Here is a 20,347-nt window from a genome sequence, read left to right on the forward strand (position 1 = left end):
GTTGACTGATTGTTCCATGTTCAAATAGTTTTTTATGGCACAATAGATTCTACACATCTGTACTTTAATACGATTTTTTACCTGAAATATGAAGGTATCTCTCATGAATGCGTTAACCCAAGAACTTGTCGATCTTCTTACTTTAGAGAAGCTAGAAGAAAATATTTACCGTGGCATAAGCCGTAATCTTGTCGGTAAACGTGTCTTTGGTGGGCAGGTTTTGGGTCAGGCTTTACGTGCGGCATCTTATACAACCGATCGCCCAGCGCATTCTTTGCATGCATATTTTTTATATGGTGGCGATATTAATGCCCCAATTATCTATGAAGTAGACCGTTTACGTGATGGGAAAAGTTTCGTAAGTCGTCAGGTTCGTGCCATTCAACACGGACGAGTTATATTTTCGGCGATGGTTTCTTTTGCTAATCCAGAAGAAGGACTGAATTATCAACATCAAGAACCAGAGTACCCTGCACCAGAGGCTCTTAAATCTGAAAATGAACTCAAAGAAGGTATTTTAAACTTCGTACCGGAAAATGTTCGCGCTAGCTTTATGCGTGAGCGTCATGTAGAGATCCGCCCAATTGATCCGGTAAATCCGTTTCAACCGCAACCTGAAGCTCCTTATAATGCGCACTATATCCGCACACATGACCGTATTCCAAAACAATTAGGTGATATTGCTCTGCATCAAGCGATTGTTGCGTTTTATTCAGACTTTACCTTAATGACAACTGCTTTGAGACCGCATGGGCTCAGCTATATTTCTCCAAGTTTGCAGTGTGCAAGTATTGATCATGCCATCTATTTTCACCGCCCGCTGCGTGCTGATGAATGGATGCTTTACGATATGGAAGCAACCGTTAGCGCAGCTTCTCGCGGCTTAAACTTTGGCCGTATGTGGCAAAATGGCCAACTTGTATGCAGTACCGTGCAAGAGGGTTTAATTCGTTTGCGGGAAATTGAAACGCAATAAACTCATTTATAAAGCCATCTCATCAGATGGCTTTTTTATTTTTAATTGAAACGATGTGACAAAAAATTGCTCGTATGAAAAGCGAGCTCATGTCATATTTGCAAAAGGATTGCCAACTGAAAAAAATAATGCTGATATGAACTTAAACACACAAATTCTTATTGCGGCCATTTTAGGCTTAGCCTTTGGTTTCTTATTAACGTTGTATCCCGATACTGCGTTTGTAAAACATAGTTTATATGGGTTAGGCATATTAAGTAGTGTCTTTATTGGGCTACTTAAAATGTTGTTGGTGCCTTTGATTTTTAGCTCAATTGTTGTGGGCGTCTCTAATTTGCAGGCGGGAGGGCAGTTAGGTCCGGTCTGGAAAATTACCTTTTTATGTTGTTTGACCACAACAACACTAGCTTTAATTTTAGGTATAAGTTGTGCTCATCTATTTGAAGTAGGACGTGGTATAGATATCTCTATTTTCCAAACGTCTATGCAAAATTATCAGGCGCCAGATAGTTTAAACCCTGCAAGTTTTTTCACCAATTTTATTCAAAATACATTAATTAACCCATTTAAAGCGTTTAGCGACGGTAATGTTTTAGCTGTTGTGGTCTTTGCTTTATTTGTTGGTGTTGCTTTAGTTCATGGCGGTGAGCGTTTCAAAAGTATTCACGTATTAAGTCATCAGTTTTTTGAAATGATGATGATGTTAGTCGGCTGGGTAATGAAGCTAGCACCTTTGGGTATTTTTGCTTTATTAGCAAAGTTAATGGCAACGGAAGATATTTCGGTACTTAGTCGTTTGGCTGAGTTTGCTGTTGTAGTGACGGGAACTACCATTTTTCATGGTGCTGTTGTTTTACCGTTACTACTTTGGATTTTTGGCCGTATGAGTCCTTGGACTTTTTTCAAAGGAACACGTACAGCGCTAATTACAGCATTTGCAACCAGCTCTAGTTCTGCCACGATGCCACTTAGTATGAAATGCGCACAGGAAAACTTGGGCGTTCGTCCGCAAACAGCTGGTTTTGTAATTCCTTTAGGTACACAGCTTAATATGGATGGCACAGCACTATATGAAGCAGCAGCTGCATTGTTTGTCGCAAATTTAGTGGGGCTAGACTTAAACCTGACACAACAAATTATCGTGTGTTTAACCGCAATGATTGCATCACTCGGTGCGCCAGGAATTCCGAGTGCGGGGATGGTCACCATGATTATGGTTTTACAATCGGTAGGTTTACCAGCTGAAGCAATCGCCATTTTACTTCCGATTGACCGTCTATTAGATACGGTAAGAACAGTGGTAAATGTGCAAGGGGATATGATGATTAGTGTTGTTGTAGATCGTTATACAAAAGATAAAGATATCAGTGTCTAATCTCCTATATAAAAAGCAGGATTTAAAATCCTGCTTTTTATATTTTTAAGCGGCTTGAAGCTCGGCTCTTTTTGCTGCTGGAGATTGAGATAAATAACTTACCGCATCTTCAGTACTGCCTTCTTTAACTGGATCATACCAAGGCATGAGGTAATCAATTTGTTGAGCAATAAGCCAGATTGGGTTTGGTAAAACCTGATTATCTTTTCTGCTAATTTTATACCACTCTACAGCAACCCATACTGGGAAAAATCTAGATTTAGCAGCATCAGCAAAACGGGGATCTTGTTTCATAATATGCGCAGCGCCATCTACCCATAATCCAAGCACCAGTACAATCACTGCAAGACTTAAATAGTAGCGTGGAATATATCCACCACCCAAATGGCGGTATAAATCAAAAGCAACGGTACGGTGTTCAATTTCTTCTGAACCATGCCATTTAACCAGATCGACCATTTCAGGGTCAGCGCCTAATTCTTCCCAACGCTTGTTATAAAGTGCATATTTCCCTAATACACAGGTCATATGCTCAACAGTTGCAATAACGCCTAAACGGAAAAGGTCCCATTGCCCTTGTAGAAATTGAGGAACTTCTTTGTCAAAAGGTTTATCTGCTAAGGCGGTTGTAAATAGATAATTCATAATGTCCAGATTTCGCTGGATATCAATATTACGCGCACTTAAATATTCTTTATTGGCAGAAGTATGCGCATTGGCATGCATAGCTTCTTGGCGGATAAATGCTTGTACATCCTGTTTAAGTTTTTCGTCTTTAATTTGCGGTAAAACTTTATTGTACAAACGGCAAAACCAGAATTCTCCGGCAGGTAAAATGTTATTAATTTCATTAATAAAATAACTTGCGAAAGGCTGATTTGGAATCCAGTCAACAGGGGTATCTTTCCAGTCAAATTTTACTTTACGTGGAAGAATTTTATAGTCAATAGAAGAACCTAAAGCCTTGTTCTTCAAAAAAGATAACAATTTCATCATTTAGTCCTGATTTTTAACTCGATGAAGTTATAACGAGTATAAAAAAAGCCCCTACATTTGTGTTTAGCAATAGGGGCCAATTTGAATATAAATTTAATGAAGAAATTGTATCTGCTATGAAAATTTAGCTTTCAGTGTCCTCATCTGATGCTTCAGGAATCGCATCAACGTCAAATTCGGACTCTTGATCAAGCGTAAAATGTAATCGTCCAGCCATAACACTTGCTAGCTCTTCTAAACCTAATTTATTAAGCGATGAGAAAAGTTGAATCGAGAAATCAAGCTTCATTTTTTTCAGCTGCTGCTTAACTTCTAATAGCACTTTGTTTGCTGGACCACGATTAAGCTTGTCCGCTTTTGTTAGAAGGATATGAACAAATAGATGACGTGAATAAGCCCACTCTAGCATCATCATGTCGAAATGCTGTAATGGATGGCGAATATCCATCAGTAATACTAAACCTTGTAAGCTTTTACGATGGATTAGATAATTTTCTAATTCTTTTTGCCATACTCGTTTCATATCTTCAGGTACAGCTGCATAGCCATAGCCAGGAAGATCGACTAAACGTTGATCGGGGTTGCCTAAGCTGAAGAAGTTAATCATCTGAGTGCGACCAGGTTTTTTTGAGGCACGTGCGAGTTGTTTTTTGTTGGTCAAGGCATTAATAGCACTAGATTTACCAGCATTTGAGCGCCCTGCAAAAGCAATCTCGTAGCCACTATCTTCAACACAAAGTGCCAATTTAGGAGCACTCATTAAAAATTCAGCTTGGCGCAACCAGTTTAGTGATTGTACAGCATAGGCTGTGATCGCTGGGTCTGGTTTCTTTTCATAGCTGATCTTTTGTTTTGGTGCGAGTCTGGCTTTGGTGTCTTTCGATTTTTCACTACGACGCATAAAAAATAACTTTTTAAATGAGAGGGCTCGCGCCTAGTATAAAGGAGCTTGGGTATTCTTGCTAATTTTCAATAAATCAACTTATGAAAATCAGTAGAGCTTAGATTTCTAAAAAGGCAATAGGGGAGTGAGCAGGAGCCAATTTTGATTGCTGCAAAACTTCTCCGAGTGTGTATTGATCTAGGCTTTGATAAAAACTCTCTAGAGCTTGATCTAAAATACCTTTTAAACCACAGTGACTGCGTAATACACAAGGTGGAGTATTGCACTCAACGATTTGATTATCACCCTGTAATATTCGAACAATTGAACCTAAATTCGAATTAAGAGCATCTGGGTTTAAGCGTATTCCACCTCCTTTTCCACGAATGGTAATAATCCATTCTTGTTTGCCCATAAAGTGAACAACTTTAACCAGATGGTTTTGTGAAACATGCAAATCTTTCGCGATTTCTGCAATCGTGTAGGGTACATCACTTGGGCGTGCAACATACATTAATATTCGTAATGCATAATCGGTAAATTTATTGAGCTGCATGATCACCAAAAATGGAAGGGAATAAAAAGGATGATCATCTTAGCCTGAAAGTTTAAATAAGAAAACTTTCAGGCAAGAGGTTTTTACATTACAGCGTTAAAGGAGCTGAAACCTGCACTTGATCACCCACTCTGTAATGCTCAAGTAAAATATTAGCTACCGAAAACTCAGTATGGTTTTCTTCAGGCTGAACATCGAAGTGATATGAGTTATTTTCTTGTGCTTCTGTAAATTTAAAAGCTTTCGGTTGTTCAAGCTGTTGCTCTGGAACTTGTACTTTAACTGAAATAAAAGCATTGGCTGGACCAGTTAATACGTCCTCATGGTCAGTTGCTTTTAAAGTGAAACGTTTGCCAGATTCAAGAGGATCAATTTGAGTAATCTCAAATGAGCGCCAACCAGCCCATCCACCTTTTAAGCTCTCAAGTTGTTCATACTTTTGTTTTTCAACTCCAATCAAGATATCAGCCAACTGTAAGTATGCTTGTTTCCACGCTTCAATAAGCTCTGATTCGAATGGCACATTAAGTACTTCACTAATTGAATGAAGTAAATTGTCACCAACAATTGCATATTGATCAGGCTGAATATCTAAGCTCACGTGTTTAGTGGTAATGCGTTCTACTGCTTTAGCGAGCACGGTAGGGTTCTCAATATTTTCTGCATAAGCAAGCACAGCAGCTGCAAGAGCACGTGGCTGACGTAAGCTGGTTTGGTCATCTAAATTGAAAACATTTTTTAATTCGGGATTGTTATTAAGCATGCGCTTATAAAAGTATGTAGTCAGCGTAACGCCGTGTTCACGTAAAACAGGTACGGTAGATTTAACAAGTTCAATTTGTTGTGGAGTCATGGCTAGACCTTATTTATCTGGCTATATAAGATGTATTTAAAATACATCTTTAAAAAATTAATGGCAATAACTTTTTCCTAAAAAACCATAAAAAAATTAGGGGATATAAAATCCCCTAGTATTAACACAGTTTTATTAAAATTTTTTTATTTTCCAAATAAAGAACCAAGTAGGCCTCGTACGAGTTTTTGGCCTGTACTTCCTCCTAAACTGCGCGCTGCACTTTTTGCAAAAGTTCCAACAATGTCTTGGGTGAGCTTGGCTCTCTCACGTGCTGCTCGTTCTTCTTCTTTTAATTGTTCACGTGCCAACCTTTCTTGCTCTTTAGCTTGTTGTTTGGCTAAAGTTTCTTGTTCTTTTGCTTGTTGTTTTGCAAGTTCGGCGTCTTGCTGCTGTTGTTCGCGTTCAGCAACTTTATTTTGTAGCATTTCATAGGCACTATCACGATCTACAGCTTGTTCATATACACCAGCAATAATACTTTGCGAGATGAGTGTCTGGCGCTCTTCGGGAGTGATTGGTGTAAATGCAGAGTACGGAGGCATGACCCAACCGCGTTCTACAATTTGTGGAGTACCTTGCTCATCTAGGCAACTAATGAGGGCCTCACCAACACCAAGTTCCGTAATTGCTTCATCAACTTTAAAGTTTGGATTAGCTCGGAAAGTATCTGCTGCAGTTTTTACCGCCTTTTGATCTTTAGGGGTAAATGCACGTAGGGCATGTTGAACGCGATTACCAAGTTGACCCAGAACACTTTCAGGTAAATCGAGTGGGTTTTGAGTAATAAAGTAGATACCCACCCCTTTGGAGCGGATTAAACGTACCACTTGTTCAATCTTGTCTTGTAGAGCTTGGCTGGCATTATCAAATAACAAGTGAGCTTCATCAAAGAAAAACACGAGTTTAGGCTTATCCATATCACCGACTTCTGGTAGTTGTTCAAATAACTCTGAAAGCATCCATAAGAGGAAAGTGGCGTATAACTTAGGCGTATTCATGAGCTTGTCAGCCGCAAGAATATTAATGTAGCCATGCCCATTTGCATCGGTTTGAATAAAATCTAAAATATTTAAAGCAGGTTCGCCGAAAAATTGCTCTCCACCTTGATCGGCAAGGGCTAGTAAATTGCGCTGAATAGCGCCTAGGCTTGCTGGAGATAAATTGCCATATTCAGCTTTAAATTCGGCTGTATGTTCGCTAACAAACGTAATCATGGCTTTTAAGTCTTTAAAGTCGACTAATAGTAGACCTTGGTCATCTGCAATGCGGAATACAGCAGATAGCACACCCTCTTGGGTGTCGTTTAAATTGAGCATGCGGGCCAACAAAATTGGCCCAATTTCAGAAATAGTGGTTCGGATAGGGTGACCTTGCTGACCAAATAAATCCCAAAAAACAACTGGATTGGCTGCAAAAGGGACACTATCGATTTGTAAAAGTTTTAAGCGTTCATTAAATTTATCAGAAGCTTCACCAGCTTTTGCAAGACTCGAAACATCACCTTTAGCATCGGCAAGAAATACTGGTACACCAATTCGAGAGAAACTCTCCGCTAGAACTTTTAACGTAACTGTTTTACCTGTACCCGTGGCGCCTGCAATAAGTCCATGGCGGTTAGCAAACTGGGAAAGTAAAACAATTTCTTTAGATGTGTCATTAATATTTTTAGCAATAACAATCGGTGTACCCATATATTTTTATCCTGTGGTTCGAGTCACTATGGTCTTGTCGTTTTTACAGTTGTTTCAGTGCATTTTCGATATCTTGTATTAAATCTTGTGGATCTTCTAGTCCTATACAGAAGCGAACCAATAATCCTTGTTGTAAATGTGTATTTTGAAGTTTTCGCATCATTTTTAAATCATAAAGCATAATTAGGCTAACTGGACCTCCCCAGCTAAAACCGAGTTTAAATAAAGCTAATGCATCGCAGAAACGACGTACTGCTTTAATGTCATATTCAGTTTTAAAAATGACACTGACTAAGCCAGCACTTTGACCAGTTGTGCATATTTCTTGCCAGTATTGATGGCCTGGCGAGGATTCATCACTTGGGTGTAGAACTTGTGTAAATTGAGGCTGGTTCTTTAGCCATTTAAGGAGAGTGTGAGCATTGGCTGACTGTTTTTCATAGCGTAAAGACATATGAGCTAGGCTACGTTGGATCTGAGCTGCATCGTCTCCCGAAACTGCAATACCTAAAATGGCATGCGTACGAAATAGGCGGTGATGCAGTTTTTCATCACGAGTTACAATGCTGCCCATTAAGATGTCACCACCACCGCTCGGATATTTAGTGAGTGCATGAATAGTTAAGTCGACTGACAGATGTTCATCAGAAAAATTAAAAGCATTAAATGCAAGTCCAGCTCCCCAAGTGTTATCTAGGGCTGTTAATACACTATGGTCTTTAGCTTTTTTGACTAGACTTTTAAGATCGGGGAATTCTAAAGTAACGGAGCCAGCAGCCTCTAGCCATAGCAGTTTACTTCTTTCGGTGGGTTGAAAGCTTGCAGCGTCAATGGGGTTATATACTTTAACGATAATGCCATATTGACTTTGTAGATAAGTTAAATGTTCTAGATTTGGTCCGTAAATATTATCTGGAACCCATACTTCGTCATTGGTGCTTAAAAATGCTGAGTTCACAATATTAATTGCTGATAAACCGCTAGGTGCAAGCAAACAATGCAACCCACCTTCAATTTGCGCAATATTGTCGCCTAAAGTGAAGGTAGTAGGGGTGCCATGTGTTCCATAACTATAGTCATAAGGGTCAGTCCAATGACGATCAAAAAGGTGCGAAGTTGATTTAAAAATAATAGTTGATGCGCGAAATAAGGGAGGTTGCACTGTTTCAATGAATTGCGGAGCCTTTCTTGGGGCATGAATGAGGCGAGTCTGAAAATCGTTATGCTTTTTCATAGTGCGTTGTGTTTTAAATGATAAAGTTAGATTAAGAGAAATTTAAACTCTTCGCTAGATTTATAAAGTTTTGTAAGACGTTTCGTTACAGTAGGCCCATAAAACAAAAACTTGGCTTTATTTTTGCAAAGACCACTACAACATTCTAACAACAATAGGTTTAAGCGCATGAAGTCGCATTTAAGAGTTCATTATTTTCAACATATCGCAGGTGAAGGTTTTGGGAGTTGTTATTCATTTTTAAAAGCTCATCATGCGACTATTAGTTCTACGGAATTTTTTGCACTTCCGGTCGATCGGTCACTTGAAATAGAAGCTTTGCCCCAAATAGACGAGGTTGATTTGTTACTAGTCATGGGTGGCACCATGAGTGTAAATGATGAAGCGAATTATCCATGGCTTAAGATAGAGAAAAGATGGTTGCGCCGATATTTAGCAGCAGGAAAGCCTGCTATAGGACTCTGCTTGGGCGGGCAGCTAATCGCTAATGCATTAGGAGCAGCCGTCAGCCGTAATCGCTATCAGGAACTTGGGTGGTCGACAGTTCAGAGAGTTGCAAATTTACCCCAAGACAGCTTTCCATTGCCTGAAAAAATAAAGGTAATGCAGTGGCATAGTGAAACTTTTGAAATACCTAAAGGGGCTATACACTTAGCTGAGAGCGCGGCATGTCGTAATCAGATGTACCAGATTGGAAAGAATGTATTGGGTTTTCAATTTCATCCGGAAATGACACCGGCGACATTAGAACTCTTGCTTGAAAATGAAGAAGAGCTATCTATTTTTAATGGAGAATATGTTCAATCTCCGAGAGAACTACACTATTCGGAAGCGCAAAAATTTGAACAAGGCAATCAACTCTTAAATAAAGCAATTGAATTTGTCATAAATGCATAGATGAGTTGCCAATGCTCAGTTAAAGCAGGTTTTGAGCAAAAAATAGAAAAAGAGAATTGCATAAGACTTAAACAATCGTTATAATGGGCGACCCTCAAAAGGAGGGGCATTTACTGCGAAGAAAGTAGTAAATGTGCATTACAGTCGTGGCATCGATCATGACCTTAGTGATTTTCACTGCCTTTGACACTTACCAATGGGTGAGATGCGTCAAAGGTGATTCTTTATATGTTTGGCTTGGAGTTTACTGGTATGTCTAACCAGAGAATTCGTATCCGTTTGAAGTCTTTTGATCATCGTCTGATTGATCAATCAGCTCAAGAGATCGTAGAAACCGCTAAGCGTACTGGCGCACAAGTTTGTGGTCCAATTCCGATGCCTACTCGCATCGAACGCTTCAACGTTCTTACTTCACCGCACGTTAACAAAGATGCGCGTGATCAGTACGAAATCCGCACTTATAAACGTTTGATCGACATCGTTCAACCTACAGATAAAACTGTTGATGCATTGATGAAATTAGATCTTGCGGCTGGTGTTGATGTTCAGATCGCTTTGGGTTAAGGCTTTCGGTTGATTAACTTCTAAGTTAATTAGGCCGCTTTTTTAGAGGTTTATGCACATGGCTATTGGTTTAGTCGGTCGCAAATGTGGTATGACTCGCATCTTTACAGATGCAGGTGTTTCTGTACCTGTTACAGTCATCGAAGTCGATCCAAACCGCATTACGCAAATCAAAACACTTGAAACTGATGGTTATCAAGCTGTTCAAGTAACTACTGGTGAACGTCGCGAATCTCGCGTAACTAACGCTCAAAAAGGTCACTTTGCGAAAGCTGGTGTTGCTGCTGGTCGTTTAGTTAAAGAGTTCCGTGTTACTGAAGCTGAGCTTGAAGGTCGTGAAGTTGGCGGCACTATTGGCGTTGATTTGTTCACAGTTGGTCAAGTAGTTGACGTAACTGGTCAATCAAAAGGTAAAGGTTTCCAAGGTGGTGTTAAACGTTGGAACTTCCGTACCCAAGACGCTACACACGGTAACTCAGTTTCTCACCGTGTATTAGGTTCTACAGGTCAAAACCAAACTCCTGGACGCGTGTTCAAAGGCAAGAAAATGGCTGGTCACTTAGGTGATGAACGCGTAACAGTACAAGGTCTTGAAATCGTATCTATTGACGCTGAACGTTCTGTTTTAGTTGTTAAAGGTGCAATTCCTGGTGCAACTGGCGGCGACGTGATTGTACGTCCTACCATCAAGGCCTGAGGGGAAATACCGTGAATTTGAAAACTGTTTCCGGCTCTGCTGTTGAATTGTCTGAAGTTGCTTTCGGACGTGAATTTAACGAAGCTCTTGTACACCAAGTTGTTACTGCTTACTTAGCAGGTGGTCGTCAAGGTACTCGTGCTCAGAAATCACGTGCAGACGTTTCTGGCGGTGGTAAAAAGCCATTCCGTCAAAAAGGTACTGGCCGTGCTCGTGCGGGTTCTATTCGTAGCCCTATCTGGGTTGGCGGTGGTAAAACTTTTGCTGCTCGTCCACAAGATTGGTCTCAAAAAGTAAACCGTAAAATGTACCGCGGTGCAATGCAATGTATCTTAGCTGAACTTGTTCGCCAAGATCGTCTTGTATTGGTTGAAGAGTTTGCTGTTGCAGCTCCAAAAACTAAAGAGTTGCTTGCAAAACTTAACGACTTAAATGCTGCTCGTGCATTAATCGTTACTGACGCTGTAGATGAGAACTTATATCTTGCAGCACGCAACCTTCCGCATGTAGATGTGGTAGATGCAACTGCAATCGATCCTGTAAGCTTGATCGCGTTTGATAAAGTTGTGATGTCTGTAGCTGCTGCTAAGAAAATTGAGGTAGAACTCGGATGAACAACGAACGTATCTATCAAGTCCTTAAAGGACCAGTCTTCTCAGAAAAGGCACAAGTTTTAGGTGATACTGTTGGTGTTCAAGTATTTAAAGTAGACATCAATGCTACTAAGCTTGAAATCAAAAAAGCAGTTGAAAAACTTTTTGGTGTAGAAGTTGTTAAAGTTAACACAACTATTACTAAAGGTAAGACTAAGCGCTTTGGTCGTACATTAGGACGCCGTTCTGATGTTAAAAAAGCATACGTCACCCTGAAAGCCGGCCAAGATGTTGAAATGGCTGACTTGGGCGATACCGCTGAAAGCGCAGCGGAATAAGGACGAAAATTATGCCGATTCAAAAATGTAAGCCAACGTCTCCAGGACGTCGCTTTGTAGAGAAAGTGGTTCATGACCATCTTCACAAAGGCGCGCCTTACGCACCGTTGGTTGAAGCTAAAAAACGTACTGGTGGTCGTAATAACAACGGTCACATTACTACTCGTCACGTTGGTGGTGGTCATAAACAACACTACCGTATCGTTGACTTTAAACGTAACAAAGACAGCATCCCAGCTGTTGTAGAGCGTATTGAATACGATCCAAACCGTACAGCACATATTGCTTTGTTGAAATATGCTGACGGTGAGCGTCGTTATATCATTGCACCTAAAGGCTTACGTGCTGGCGATAAAGTACAATCTGGTAACGATGCTCCAATTCGTCCAGGTAACTGCTTGCCACTTCGTAATATGCCGATCGGTTCTACACTTCATAACGTTGAACTTAAAATTGGTAAGGGTGCGCAATTAGCGCGTTCTGCTGGTGCTTCTGTTCAGTTATTGGGTCGTGATGGTTCTTACGCAATTATTCGTCTTCGTTCAGGCGAAATGCGTAAAGTACATGTTGAATGCCGCGCTGTAATTGGTGAAGTTTCTAACCAAGAAAACAACCTTCGTTCATTGGGTAAAGCTGGTGCTTCACGCTGGCGTGGTGTTCGTCCTACCGTACGTGGTATGGCGATGAACCCAATTGATCACCCGCATGGTGGTGGTGAAGGGCGTAACAAAGGTATTCAACCTGTAAGCCCATGGGGTCAAAAAGCTAAAGGGTACAAGACACGTACCAATAAGCGTACGACTAAGATGATTATTCGCGACCGTCGCGTCAAGTAAAGGAATCTGACTAATGCCTCGTTCTCTGAAAAAAGGCCCATTCGTCGATGCGCACTTGTTCGCTAAGGTTGAAGCGGCTGTTGCTAGTAACTCTCGCAAGCCGATTAAAACTTGGTCTCGTCGTTCGATGATCCTTCCAGATTTTGTTGGTTTAACAATTTCTGTTCATAATGGTCGTAACCACGTTCCAGTAATTGTTACTGAGCATATGGTTGGTCATAAACTCGGTGAATTCGCGCCAACTCGTACCTATCGTGGTCACGGTGTTGACAAGAAATCTAAACGTTAATAGGTGTCATGATGGAAGTAACTGCTAAATTACGCGGTGCCGCTATCTCGGCACAGAAAGCACGTTTGGTTGCAGATCTTATTCGCGGCAAATCTGTTGCGCATGCTTTAAATATCTTAAACTTCAGCAACAAAAAAGCTGCTGTTTTAGTGAAAAAAGCATTGGAATCTGCGATTGCAAACGCTGAACACAATAACAGTTTAGATGTTGACGATCTTAAAGTATCTACGATTTACGTTGACGAAGGCATGAGCCTTAAACGTATTATGCCACGTGCTAAAGGCCGTGCAGATCGTATTACTAAGCGTACTTGTCACATCACCGTTAAGGTAGGGGTTTGATATGGGTCAGAAGGTTCATCCAATCGGTATCCGCCTAGGTGTTGTGAAACGTCATAACGCTAACTGGTATGCGAATCCGAAACAATACGCTGAATACTTGCTTAAAGATCTTCAAGTTCGTGAGTTTTTAACTAAAAAACTTAAGAATGCGATGGTAAGCAATATTCTTATCGAGCGTCCATCAGGCGCTGCTAAAGTAACTATTAGCACAGCTCGTCCTGGTATCGTAATCGGTAAAAAAGGCGAAGATATTGAGAAATTACAGCGCGAACTTACCAGCATTATGGGTGTTCCTGCGCAAGTAAGTATCAACGAAATTGATCGCCCAGACTTAGATGCGCGTTTAGTTGCTGAAGCTATCGCTTCTCAATTAGAAAAGCGTGTAATGTTCCGTCGTGCTATGAAGCGTGCGGTTCAAAACACTATGCGTGCTGGTGCTAAAGGTATCAAAGTTGAAGTGTCTGGCCGTTTAGGTGGTGCAGAGATTGCTCGTACAGAATGGTATCGTGAAGGTCGTGTACCTTTACATACGCTACGTGCAGACATTGACTATGCAACTATGCGTGCAGAAACAACTTACGGTACGATTGGTGTTAAAGTTTGGATTTTCCGTGGCGAGATTTTAGGTGGCATGAAACAAGTCATGAACCCTGCTCCTGCTGAAGATCGTCCAGCTAAACGTGGTCGTGGTCGTGGTGAAGGTCAAGAGCGTCGTGGTCGTCGCGGTGACCGTGCTGCTGACAAGGGAGAATAATCCATGTTGCAACCTAAACGTACCAAATTCCGTAAGGTGCACAAAGGCCGTAATACTGGTCTAGCGCATCGTGGTAGTACAGTATCATTTGGTTCGATTGCAATTAAAGCAACTGAACGTGGTCGTATGACTGCTCGTCAGATTGAAGCTGCACGTCGTACTATTAGCCGCCGTATTAAGCGTGGTGGTAAAATCTTTATTCGCGTATTCCCGGATAAACCAATTACTCAAAAGCCTCTTGAAGTGCGTATGGGTAAAGGTAAGGGTAGCGTGGAGTACTGGGTTTGCCAGATCCAACCAGGTAAGATCCTGTACGAAATTGAAGGTGTGAACGAAGAATTAGCGCGTGAAGCATTTGCTTTAGCTGCTGCTAAACTTCCGTTTAAAACCACTATCGTGACTCGGACGGTAATGTAATGAAAACTAAAGATCTACGTGAAAAATCGGTAGAAGAGTTGAAAGCTTTGCTTGATGAGCAACAGCTTAATCAATTCCGTCTTCGTATGGCGAAAGCAACTGGTCAGTTGGGTAAATCGCATGAAGTGCAAGTTGCTCGTAAGACAATTGCTCGTATTAAGACACTCCTTACCGAAAAACAGGGGAACGGACAATGAGTGAAAAAACAGTCCGCACGTTAACCGGCAAAGTAGTAAGCGACAAAATGGACAAGTCTATTGTTGTTCTTATCGAACGCCGCGTTCAACACCCGTTGTATGGCAAATCAATTCGCCGTTCAACTAAGTTACACGCTCATGATGAGAACAATGTTGCTAAACTTGGCGATGTTGTGACCATTAAAGAAAGCCGCCCAATTTCTAAAACTAAAGCTTGGACTTTAGTGGAAGTAGTTGAAGCAGCTGCTGAGTAATTCGACGTTCTTGTTGCATCATCGGTCAATTTCGAGTACTCTTTGAGCCTTTCGAAATTGTGACCGGTGATGCTCGGTTTTGGAGTAGGGCAATGATTCAAACCGAAACTATGCTCGACGTAGCAGACAACAGTGGTGCTCGCCGCGTACAATGTATTAAAGTACTTGGTGGTTCACATCGTCGTTATGCTTCTGTTGGCGACATTATTAAAGTTACTGTAAAAGAAGCAATCCCACGCGCACGTGTTAAAAAAGGTGACGTGATGAATGCGGTTGTAGTTCGTACTAAATTCGGCATTCGTCGTCCAGATGGTTCTGTGATCCGTTTTGATGATAATGCTGCAGTTATCCTGAACAACAACAAAGCTCCGATTGCTACTCGTATCTTCGGACCAGTGACTCGTGAACTTCGTACTGAACAGTTCATGAAAATCATTTCATTGGCTCCTGAAGTTCTATAAGAGGCAATCATGGCTAAGATTAAAAAAGGCGATCAAGTTATCGTGATCGCAGGTAAAGAAAAAGGCAAACAGGGTACTGTATTGTCTGTTTCTGAAGACCGCGTTAAGGTTGAAGGCCTTAACTTAGTGAAGAAGCATCAAAAGCCGAATCGTGTAACTGGCGCTGAAGGCGGTATCGTTACTCAAGAAGCTTCGCTTCATATTTCAAACGTGGCAATTTTAAATGCTACAACCCAGAAGGCTGACCGTGTTGGTTACCAAGTGATTGATGGCGTGAAAACTCGCGTTTATAAATCAAATGGTGAATCAGTGGCGGTAGCGAAGTAATAGGTTGAAAAGGCAATGGCCAGACTTAAAGCACGTTACAACGAAGAACTTAAAGCGAAGTTACAAGAAGAACTTAGCATTAAGAACGTGATGGAAATTCCACGCATCACAAAAATTACCCTAAACATGGGTGTAGGCGCAGCTGCAACTGATAAGAAATTATTAGATGGCGCTGTAGTCGACATGCAATTAATTGCTGGTCAAAAACCAGTAATTACACTTGCTCGTAAATCTATCGCTGGTTTCAAAATCCGTGATGGTTGGCCGATTGGTTGTAAAGTTACTTTACGTGGCGACCAAATGTACGAATTCTTGGACCGTTTGATCTCAATCGCAATCCCTCGTATCCGTGACTTCCGTGGTTTCTCTTCGAAATCATTTGATGGTCGTGGTAACTACTCAATGGGTTTGAAAGAGCAAATCGTTTTCCCTGAAATCGATTTCGATAAGATTGATCGTATTCGTGGTATGGATATTACTATTACTACGACTGCTCGCACCGATGACGAAGGCCGTGCGCTTATGCGTGCATTCGGCTTCCCGTTCAAATAAGAGGTCGATATGGCTAAGAAAGGTATGATTAATCGCGAATTGAAACGCGAAAAAACAGTTGCTAAATACGCTGCAAAACGTGCTGAATTAAAAGCTACAATTGCAAACGTAAATGCAAGTGAAGAAGAGCGTTTCGAAGCGATGTTAAAGTTACAAGCATTGCCACGTAATGCATCTCCGGTACGTCTTCGTAACCGTTGTGGTTTAACTGGTCGTCCTCATGGTTACTTCCGTAAGTTCGGTTTAAGCCGTAACAAATTACGTGACACAGTAATGCAGGGTGATGTACCAGGCGTTGTTAAGGCAAGCTGGTAAGGAGCGACTAAATGAGTATGCAAGATACCGTTGCCGACATGCTAACACGTGTTCGTAACGCACAAATGGCTAAGAAGCAAACTGTTTCTATGCCTTCTTCTAAGTTGAAAGTTGCTATTGCAAACGTACTTCAACAAGAAGGTTATATTTCAAATGTAGAAGTTGCTCAAGAAGAGACAAAATCTACTTTGACAATTACTTTAAAATATTTCGAAGGCAAACCAGTTATCGAAATGGTTAAACGCGTAAGCCGTCCAGGTCTTCGCCAATACCGTGGTAAAGATAAACTTCCAAGCGTTAAGCAAGGTTTAGGTATTGCAATTGTTTCTACAAGCAAAGGCATCATGACTGATCGCGCTGCACGTGCTGCAGGCGTTGGTGGTGAAGTTATTGCTTTTGTTTCTTAATAGGTGATTCCTCATGTCTCGTGTGGCTAAAGCCCCAGTAACTGTACCTAATGGTGTAGCAGTTACTCAGAACGGCCGGCAGGTCGAAGTGAAAGGCAGCAAAGGTACATTGTCTTTCAACCTGCATGCGCTGGTCGAGCTAAAACAGGAAGAAGGTAAACTTCAACTTGCTCCAGTTAAAGAATCGAAAGATGCTTGGATGCAAGCTGGTACTGCTCGCGCTGTATTAAATAACCTTGTAAAAGGGGTTAGTGAAGGCTTCGAACGTAAGTTGCAGCTAGTTGGTGTTGGTTATAAAGCTGCGGTTAAAGGTACCGTTGTAAACCTTAACCTTGGTTTTTCACACCCAATTGACTACGCTTTACCTGAAGGTGTAACAGCGGAAACTCCAACTGCTACTGAAATCATTTTGAAATCAGCAAACAAGCAGTTGTTAGGTCAAGTAGCGGCAGAAATCCGTGCATATCGTTCTCCTGAACCATATAAAGGTAAAGGTGTTCGTTATTCGGATGAAGTCATTCTTCGTAAAGAAGCTAAGAAGAAATAAGGCGCGAGGTTCTTATGAACGAAAAGAAACAATCCCGTTTGCGTCGTGCGAAAAGCACACGCTTGCACATTCGTGCATTGGGTGCGACTCGTTTGTGTGTAAACCGCACTCCGCGTCACATCTATGCTCAAGTTATTTCAGCAGATGGTGGCAAAGTTTTAGCACAAGCTTCAACTTTGGATGCATCTTTACGTAGCGGTACTACAGGTAATGTAGACGCGGCTACTAAAGTAGGCGCTTTAATCGCAGAGCGTGCGAAAGCAGCTGGTGTAACTAAAGTTGCATTTGACCGTTCTGGTTTTAAATATCATGGTCGTATCAAAGCCTTGGCTGATGCTGCTCGTGAAAACGGCTTGGAGTTCTAATCATGGCTAAAGTTGAACAAAACGAAGGTCTTGTTGAAAAGCTGGTTGCCGTTGATCGTGTAGCCAAAGTTGTTAAGGGTGGTCGTATCTTCTCTTTCACAGCATTAACTGTTGTGGGTGATGGTAATGGTCGTGTTGGTTTTGGTCGTGGTAAAGCTCGTGAAGTTCCAGCTGCTATTTCTAAAGCACTTGAAGCTGCACGTCGCAACATGATTACTGTAGACCTTGCAGGTACTACTTTACAACACCCTGTGAATGCTCGTCATGGTGCAAGCCGTGTATATATGCAACCTGCTTCTGAAGGTACTGGCGTAATCGCTGGTGGCGCAATGCGTGCCGTTCTAGAAGCTGCAGGTGTACATAACGTACTTGCTAAATGTTATGGTTCTACTAATGCTGCAAACGTAGTAAACGCAACTTTCAAAGGTTTGCGTGATATGACTTCTCCTGAGAAAGTCGCTGCGAAACGTGGTAAATCAGTAGAAGAAATTCAAGGGTAATCAATCATGAAAACGATTAAAGTTACCCAGACTAAATCTTCTTCACATCGCTTGAAAAATCACAAGCTTTGCTTACAAGGTTTAGGTCTGCGTCGTATTGGTCATACTGTAGAAGTGCAAGATACGCCTTCTAACCGCGGTATGATCAACAAAGTCTACTATATGGTTAGTGTAGAGGAATAAGCCATGACTCTGCGTTTAAATGAACTTGCGCCTGCAGAAGGTGCAAAACGTGAACACCGTCGTTTAGGCCGTGGTATCGGTTCTGGCGTTGGTAAGACTGGTGGCCGTGGTGTCAAAGGTCAAAAATCACGTAAAAGTGGTGGCGTTCGTCCAGGCTTTGAAGGCGGTCAAACTGCGATTTATCGTCGTTTACCTAAATTCGGTTTCACTAGCCAAATCGCTTTAAAAACTGCTGAAGTACGTTTATCTGAGTTAAGCAAAGTTGAAGGCGACATCGTTAGCCTAGAAACTTTGAAAGCTGCGAATGTTGTTCGTCGTGACCAAATTCGTGCTCGTATCGTACTTTCTGGTGAAATCACTCGTGCATTCACTGTTCAAGGTGTTGCATTGACTAAAGGCGCTAAAGCTGCAATTGAAGCAGCTGGCGGTAAAGTCGAGGAGTAATCTCGAGTGTCTATGTCTCCTAGTTCTTCAGGTCATGTCAACATGATGAAAGGTCAGCCATTTCATGTGAAATACCGTGAAATTATTCGCCGGATGAGTTTTCTAATCGGTGCATTGCTGGTCTTTCGACTAGGAGCGCATATTCCAGTACCAGGCATTAATAATGCTGCGTTAGAAAATTTATTTCATGCGAACCAAGGAACTATTCTTGGGCTATTCAATATGTTTTCTGGCGGTGCTTTAGAGCGAATGTCTATTCTTGCTTTAGGGATTATGCCTTACATTTCTGCGTCAATTATTGTGCAGTTAATGTCTACTGTGATCCCATCACTTGAAGCCTTGAAAAAGGAAGGTGAGCAAGGTAAGCGGAAAATTAATCAGTATACACGTCAGGGCACATTGTTGCTTGCAGTGGTTCAAGCAGTTGGTATGTGTGCAGGTTTGATTGGTCAGGGTATTACTCTGTCAGTTGGTCTTGCGTTTTATATCCCAGCAGTAACTTCACTTGTCGCTGGAACTATGTTCTTAATGTGGCTAGGTGAGCAAATCACTGAAAGAGGTATTGGTAACGGTATCTCAATGATTATTTTTGCAGGTATTGTCGCTGGTTTGCCTAAATTAATTATGCAATCAGTTTCCTCTGTAGATAATGGTCAGACAAGCTTAATTGGTCTTGTAATCTTTGGTCTTTTGTCTTTAGGTGTATTGGCAGCTATTGTGTTTATTGAAAAAGCACAACGTCGCATTCCAGTAAACTATGCGCAAAAGCAACAAGGGCGTCGTATATTTACAGCACAGCAGACACATTTGCCATTAAAAATTAATATGGCTGGTGTTATTCCTGCGATTTTTGCAAGTTCTTTGCTATTGTTCCCAGCTAGTCTTGGACAATGGGTAGGAAGTGCAGATCCAAATGCTGGTTTTATTAAAAGTAGCTTACAAGACTTAGCTTTAGTATTGTCGCCTGGACAGCCTTTGTATTTGGTGCTCTTTGGTGCGTTAATTATCTTTTTCTGTTACTTTTATACGGCTTTAGTATTTAGCCCTAAGGAAGTATCAGAAAATCTAAAACGCAGCGGAGCTTATGTGCCTGGTATTCGCCCAGGTGAGCAAACTGCTCGTTACTTAGATCATATTCTTAATCGTTTGACGTTTATTGGTGCGATTTATATTACGGTCATTTGTTTAATGCCAATGATTCTACAAAGTTCTTTTGGGATTCCATTCTATTTAGGTGGTACCTCATTATTGATCGTAGTAGTCGTGGTTATGGACTTTATGGCTCAGCTACAAGCGCATTTAACATCTCATCAATATGACAATCAAACATTAATGAGAAAAACGACTGCTCATCCTAAGGGATAAGCGCACTTAGAGGTTTCATCATGAAAGTACAAGCTTCTGTAAAGAAAATTTGTGGTAGCTGTAAAGTTATCCGTCGTAATGGGGTTATTCGCGTAATTTGTAGCGCAGAACCTCGTCATAAGCAGCGTCAAGGTTAA

General features: G+C 41.3%; 31 protein-coding genes and 2 pseudogenes. 26 read left to right on the top strand and 7 right to left on the bottom strand.

All coding sequences use genetic code 11. The features are described from left to right. Positions 1-103: 103 nt before the first annotated feature. On the top strand, positions 104-976 hold the full coding sequence (gene tesB / locus SOI76_RS02130; RefSeq protein ID WP_104079802.1) for an acyl-CoA thioesterase: 873 nt from the start codon (positions 104-106) through the stop codon (positions 974-976). A 109-nt stretch (positions 977-1,085) separates the two neighbouring features. Next, the gene (locus tag SOI76_RS02135) at positions 1,086-2,351 is read left to right on the top strand and encodes a dicarboxylate/amino acid:cation symporter (protein ID WP_104079833.1); all 1,266 of its coding nucleotides are present in this window, start codon (positions 1,086-1,088) and stop codon (positions 2,349-2,351) included. 45 nt (positions 2,352-2,396) lie between these two features. On the opposite strand, the gene SOI76_RS02140 is transcribed toward SOI76_RS02135, so the two are convergent. The 7 genes and pseudogenes from SOI76_RS02140 to metC form a co-directional block, all read right to left on the bottom strand. Further along, entirely contained in the window at positions 2,397-3,347 is a 951-nt protein-coding gene (locus SOI76_RS02140; RefSeq protein WP_080631032.1) for a metal-dependent hydrolase, read from the bottom strand. A gap of 124 nt (positions 3,348-3,471) precedes the next feature. After that, positions 3,472-4,248, bottom strand: coding sequence for a ribosome biogenesis GTP-binding protein YihA/YsxC (gene yihA / locus SOI76_RS02145; RefSeq protein ID WP_104079803.1), 777 nt, complete (start codon positions 4,246-4,248; stop codon positions 3,472-3,474). A gap of 100 nt (positions 4,249-4,348) precedes the next feature. Beyond that, positions 4,349-4,786, bottom strand: coding sequence for an RrF2 family transcriptional regulator (locus SOI76_RS02150; RefSeq protein ID WP_104079804.1), 438 nt, complete (start codon positions 4,784-4,786; stop codon positions 4,349-4,351). An 88-nt stretch (positions 4,787-4,874) separates the two neighbouring features. After that, a complete protein-coding gene (locus SOI76_RS02155) occupies positions 4,875-5,639 on the bottom strand; it encodes a globin domain-containing protein (protein WP_032054633.1) in 765 nt (254 codons plus the stop codon). A gap of 2 nt (positions 5,640-5,641) precedes the next feature. Continuing rightward, positions 5,642-5,767, bottom strand: a pseudogene (locus SOI76_RS02160) (hypothetical protein). Between the two features lie 18 nt (positions 5,768-5,785). After that, the gene (yjgR, locus tag SOI76_RS02165) at positions 5,786-7,333 is read right to left on the bottom strand and encodes a helicase HerA-like domain-containing protein (RefSeq protein ID WP_104079805.1); all 1,548 of its coding nucleotides are present in this window, start codon (positions 7,331-7,333) and stop codon (positions 5,786-5,788) included. Between the two features lie 43 nt (positions 7,334-7,376). Further along, entirely contained in the window at positions 7,377-8,567 is a 1,191-nt protein-coding gene (gene metC, locus SOI76_RS02170) for a PLP-dependent transferase (RefSeq protein WP_104079806.1), read from the bottom strand. A gap of 168 nt (positions 8,568-8,735) precedes the next feature. Between metC and yfeJ the strand changes: the two genes are divergently transcribed. From yfeJ to rpmJ, 24 genes and pseudogenes are all read left to right on the top strand, one after another. Next, a complete protein-coding gene (gene yfeJ / locus SOI76_RS02175; protein WP_017403245.1) occupies positions 8,736-9,464 on the top strand; it encodes a type 1 glutamine amidotransferase in 729 nt (242 codons plus the stop codon). A gap of 252 nt (positions 9,465-9,716) precedes the next feature. After that, a complete protein-coding gene (gene rpsJ, locus SOI76_RS02180; RefSeq protein WP_000070912.1) occupies positions 9,717-10,028 on the top strand; it encodes a 30S ribosomal protein S10 in 312 nt (103 codons plus the stop codon). A gap of 58 nt (positions 10,029-10,086) precedes the next feature. Beyond that, positions 10,087-10,725, top strand: a complete 639-nt coding sequence (rplC, locus tag SOI76_RS02185) for a 50S ribosomal protein L3 (protein WP_002117051.1) — start codon at positions 10,087-10,089, stop codon at positions 10,723-10,725. A gap of 11 nt (positions 10,726-10,736) precedes the next feature. After that, the gene (gene rplD, locus SOI76_RS02190) at positions 10,737-11,339 is read left to right on the top strand and encodes a 50S ribosomal protein L4 (RefSeq protein WP_002049755.1); all 603 of its coding nucleotides are present in this window, start codon (positions 10,737-10,739) and stop codon (positions 11,337-11,339) included. Continuing rightward, the gene (rplW, locus tag SOI76_RS02195; protein WP_002049693.1) at positions 11,336-11,656 is read left to right on the top strand and encodes a 50S ribosomal protein L23; all 321 of its coding nucleotides are present in this window, start codon (positions 11,336-11,338) and stop codon (positions 11,654-11,656) included. The genes rplD and rplW overlap by 4 nt, the downstream gene beginning before the upstream one ends. A gap of 11 nt (positions 11,657-11,667) precedes the next feature. Then, positions 11,668-12,492: a 50S ribosomal protein L2 gene (gene rplB, locus SOI76_RS02200; RefSeq protein ID WP_002049686.1), complete on the top strand. Its 825-nt coding sequence runs from the start codon at positions 11,668-11,670 to the stop codon at positions 12,490-12,492. 13 nt (positions 12,493-12,505) lie between these two features. Further along, complete coding sequence (gene rpsS, locus SOI76_RS02205; RefSeq protein WP_001138119.1) at positions 12,506-12,781, top strand: 30S ribosomal protein S19; 276 nt, start codon at positions 12,506-12,508, stop codon at positions 12,779-12,781. A gap of 11 nt (positions 12,782-12,792) precedes the next feature. Then, a complete protein-coding gene (gene rplV, locus SOI76_RS02210) occupies positions 12,793-13,122 on the top strand; it encodes a 50S ribosomal protein L22 (RefSeq protein ID WP_001982638.1) in 330 nt (109 codons plus the stop codon). A 1-nt stretch (position 13,123) separates the two neighbouring features. Continuing rightward, positions 13,124-13,940, top strand: a pseudogene (rpsC, locus tag SOI76_RS02215) (30S ribosomal protein S3). Beyond that, positions 13,880-14,293, top strand: coding sequence for a 50S ribosomal protein L16 (gene rplP / locus SOI76_RS02220; protein ID WP_002049688.1), 414 nt, complete (start codon positions 13,880-13,882; stop codon positions 14,291-14,293). Before rpsC ends, rplP begins: the two are co-directional and overlap by 61 nt. Next, complete coding sequence (rpmC, locus tag SOI76_RS02225) at positions 14,293-14,490, top strand: 50S ribosomal protein L29 (RefSeq protein WP_000849928.1); 198 nt, start codon at positions 14,293-14,295, stop codon at positions 14,488-14,490. Before rplP ends, rpmC begins: the two co-directional genes overlap by 1 nt. Further along, positions 14,487-14,744: a 30S ribosomal protein S17 gene (gene rpsQ, locus SOI76_RS02230; protein ID WP_002116661.1), complete on the top strand. Its 258-nt coding sequence runs from the start codon at positions 14,487-14,489 to the stop codon at positions 14,742-14,744. The genes rpmC and rpsQ overlap by 4 nt, the downstream gene beginning before the upstream one ends. Before the next feature lie 92 nt (positions 14,745-14,836). Next, complete coding sequence (gene rplN / locus SOI76_RS02235) at positions 14,837-15,205, top strand: 50S ribosomal protein L14 (RefSeq protein WP_001982634.1); 369 nt, start codon at positions 14,837-14,839, stop codon at positions 15,203-15,205. Positions 15,206-15,214: 9 nt separating this feature from the next. Next, a complete protein-coding gene (gene rplX / locus SOI76_RS02240) occupies positions 15,215-15,532 on the top strand; it encodes a 50S ribosomal protein L24 (RefSeq protein ID WP_002116820.1) in 318 nt (105 codons plus the stop codon). Positions 15,533-15,547: 15 nt separating this feature from the next. Continuing rightward, positions 15,548-16,084, top strand: a complete 537-nt coding sequence (gene rplE / locus SOI76_RS02245; RefSeq protein WP_002116961.1) for a 50S ribosomal protein L5 — start codon at positions 15,548-15,550, stop codon at positions 16,082-16,084. Positions 16,085-16,093: 9 nt separating this feature from the next. Next, the gene (gene rpsN / locus SOI76_RS02250) at positions 16,094-16,399 is read left to right on the top strand and encodes a 30S ribosomal protein S14 (protein ID WP_002049689.1); all 306 of its coding nucleotides are present in this window, start codon (positions 16,094-16,096) and stop codon (positions 16,397-16,399) included. A gap of 11 nt (positions 16,400-16,410) precedes the next feature. Then, positions 16,411-16,806: a 30S ribosomal protein S8 gene (rpsH, locus tag SOI76_RS02255; RefSeq protein WP_002049732.1), complete on the top strand. Its 396-nt coding sequence runs from the start codon at positions 16,411-16,413 to the stop codon at positions 16,804-16,806. Between the two features lie 13 nt (positions 16,807-16,819). Next, the gene (rplF, locus tag SOI76_RS02260) at positions 16,820-17,353 is read left to right on the top strand and encodes a 50S ribosomal protein L6 (RefSeq protein WP_002116801.1); all 534 of its coding nucleotides are present in this window, start codon (positions 16,820-16,822) and stop codon (positions 17,351-17,353) included. 14 nt (positions 17,354-17,367) lie between these two features. Then, positions 17,368-17,718 carry a 50S ribosomal protein L18 gene (gene rplR / locus SOI76_RS02265; RefSeq protein WP_002049741.1) on the top strand — a complete coding sequence of 117 codons (351 nt, stop codon included), beginning with the start codon at positions 17,368-17,370 and terminating at the stop codon, positions 17,716-17,718. 2 nt (positions 17,719-17,720) lie between these two features. Beyond that, a complete protein-coding gene (rpsE, locus tag SOI76_RS02270) occupies positions 17,721-18,218 on the top strand; it encodes a 30S ribosomal protein S5 (protein WP_001141025.1) in 498 nt (165 codons plus the stop codon). Positions 18,219-18,224: 6 nt separating this feature from the next. Next, positions 18,225-18,401: a 50S ribosomal protein L30 gene (rpmD, locus tag SOI76_RS02275; RefSeq protein ID WP_000849088.1), complete on the top strand. Its 177-nt coding sequence runs from the start codon at positions 18,225-18,227 to the stop codon at positions 18,399-18,401. 3 nt (positions 18,402-18,404) lie between these two features. After that, complete coding sequence (rplO, locus tag SOI76_RS02280) at positions 18,405-18,845, top strand: 50S ribosomal protein L15 (protein WP_002116985.1); 441 nt, start codon at positions 18,405-18,407, stop codon at positions 18,843-18,845. Between the two features lie 45 nt (positions 18,846-18,890). Next, the gene (gene secY, locus SOI76_RS02285; RefSeq protein ID WP_014207743.1) at positions 18,891-20,210 is read left to right on the top strand and encodes a preprotein translocase subunit SecY; all 1,320 of its coding nucleotides are present in this window, start codon (positions 18,891-18,893) and stop codon (positions 20,208-20,210) included. A 20-nt stretch (positions 20,211-20,230) separates the two neighbouring features. Continuing rightward, entirely contained in the window at positions 20,231-20,347 is a 117-nt protein-coding gene (rpmJ, locus tag SOI76_RS02290; RefSeq protein WP_000867907.1) for a 50S ribosomal protein L36, read from the top strand.

It is taken from the genome of Acinetobacter pittii, assembly GCF_034064985.1.
Classification (GTDB): domain Bacteria; phylum Pseudomonadota; class Gammaproteobacteria; order Pseudomonadales; family Moraxellaceae; genus Acinetobacter; species Acinetobacter pittii_H.

Bases quoted from the DNA above. Each gene is read 5' to 3' on its own strand.
- tesB (WP_104079802.1), top strand. From the start codon at position 104: ATGAATGCGTTAACCCAAGAACTTGTCGATCTTCTTACTTTAGAGAAG.
- SOI76_RS02140 (WP_080631032.1), bottom strand. From the start codon at position 3,347: ATGATGAAATTGTTATCTTTTTTGAAGAACAAGGCTTTAGGTTCTTCT.
- yihA (WP_104079803.1), bottom strand. From the start codon at position 4,248: ATGCGTCGTAGTGAAAAATCGAAAGACACCAAAGCCAGACTCGCACCA.
- SOI76_RS02150 (WP_104079804.1), bottom strand. From the start codon at position 4,786: ATGCAGCTCAATAAATTTACCGATTATGCATTACGAATATTAATGTAT.
- SOI76_RS02155 (WP_032054633.1), bottom strand. From the start codon at position 5,639: ATGACTCCACAACAAATTGAACTTGTTAAATCTACCGTACCTGTTTTA.
- yjgR (WP_104079805.1), bottom strand. From the start codon at position 7,333: ATGGGTACACCGATTGTTATTGCTAAAAATATTAATGACACATCTAAA.
- metC (WP_104079806.1), bottom strand. From the start codon at position 8,567: ATGAAAAAGCATAACGATTTTCAGACTCGCCTCATTCATGCCCCAAGA.
- yfeJ (WP_017403245.1), top strand. From the start codon at position 8,736: ATGAAGTCGCATTTAAGAGTTCATTATTTTCAACATATCGCAGGTGAA.
- rpsJ (WP_000070912.1), top strand. From the start codon at position 9,717: ATGTCTAACCAGAGAATTCGTATCCGTTTGAAGTCTTTTGATCATCGT.
- rplC (WP_002117051.1), top strand. From the start codon at position 10,087: ATGGCTATTGGTTTAGTCGGTCGCAAATGTGGTATGACTCGCATCTTT.
- rplW (WP_002049693.1), top strand. From the start codon at position 11,336: ATGAACAACGAACGTATCTATCAAGTCCTTAAAGGACCAGTCTTCTCA.
- rplB (WP_002049686.1), top strand. From the start codon at position 11,668: ATGCCGATTCAAAAATGTAAGCCAACGTCTCCAGGACGTCGCTTTGTA.
- rpsS (WP_001138119.1), top strand. From the start codon at position 12,506: ATGCCTCGTTCTCTGAAAAAAGGCCCATTCGTCGATGCGCACTTGTTC.
- rplV (WP_001982638.1), top strand. From the start codon at position 12,793: ATGGAAGTAACTGCTAAATTACGCGGTGCCGCTATCTCGGCACAGAAA.
- rplP (WP_002049688.1), top strand. From the start codon at position 13,880: ATGTTGCAACCTAAACGTACCAAATTCCGTAAGGTGCACAAAGGCCGT.
- rpmC (WP_000849928.1), top strand. From the start codon at position 14,293: ATGAAAACTAAAGATCTACGTGAAAAATCGGTAGAAGAGTTGAAAGCT.
- rpsQ (WP_002116661.1), top strand. From the start codon at position 14,487: ATGAGTGAAAAAACAGTCCGCACGTTAACCGGCAAAGTAGTAAGCGAC.
- rplN (WP_001982634.1), top strand. From the start codon at position 14,837: ATGATTCAAACCGAAACTATGCTCGACGTAGCAGACAACAGTGGTGCT.
- rplX (WP_002116820.1), top strand. From the start codon at position 15,215: ATGGCTAAGATTAAAAAAGGCGATCAAGTTATCGTGATCGCAGGTAAA.
- rplE (WP_002116961.1), top strand. From the start codon at position 15,548: ATGGCCAGACTTAAAGCACGTTACAACGAAGAACTTAAAGCGAAGTTA.
- rpsN (WP_002049689.1), top strand. From the start codon at position 16,094: ATGGCTAAGAAAGGTATGATTAATCGCGAATTGAAACGCGAAAAAACA.
- rpsH (WP_002049732.1), top strand. From the start codon at position 16,411: ATGAGTATGCAAGATACCGTTGCCGACATGCTAACACGTGTTCGTAAC.
- rplF (WP_002116801.1), top strand. From the start codon at position 16,820: ATGTCTCGTGTGGCTAAAGCCCCAGTAACTGTACCTAATGGTGTAGCA.
- rplR (WP_002049741.1), top strand. From the start codon at position 17,368: ATGAACGAAAAGAAACAATCCCGTTTGCGTCGTGCGAAAAGCACACGC.
- rpsE (WP_001141025.1), top strand. From the start codon at position 17,721: ATGGCTAAAGTTGAACAAAACGAAGGTCTTGTTGAAAAGCTGGTTGCC.
- rpmD (WP_000849088.1), top strand. From the start codon at position 18,225: ATGAAAACGATTAAAGTTACCCAGACTAAATCTTCTTCACATCGCTTG.
- rplO (WP_002116985.1), top strand. From the start codon at position 18,405: ATGACTCTGCGTTTAAATGAACTTGCGCCTGCAGAAGGTGCAAAACGT.
- secY (WP_014207743.1), top strand. From the start codon at position 18,891: ATGAAAGGTCAGCCATTTCATGTGAAATACCGTGAAATTATTCGCCGG.
- rpmJ (WP_000867907.1), top strand. From the start codon at position 20,231: ATGAAAGTACAAGCTTCTGTAAAGAAAATTTGTGGTAGCTGTAAAGTT.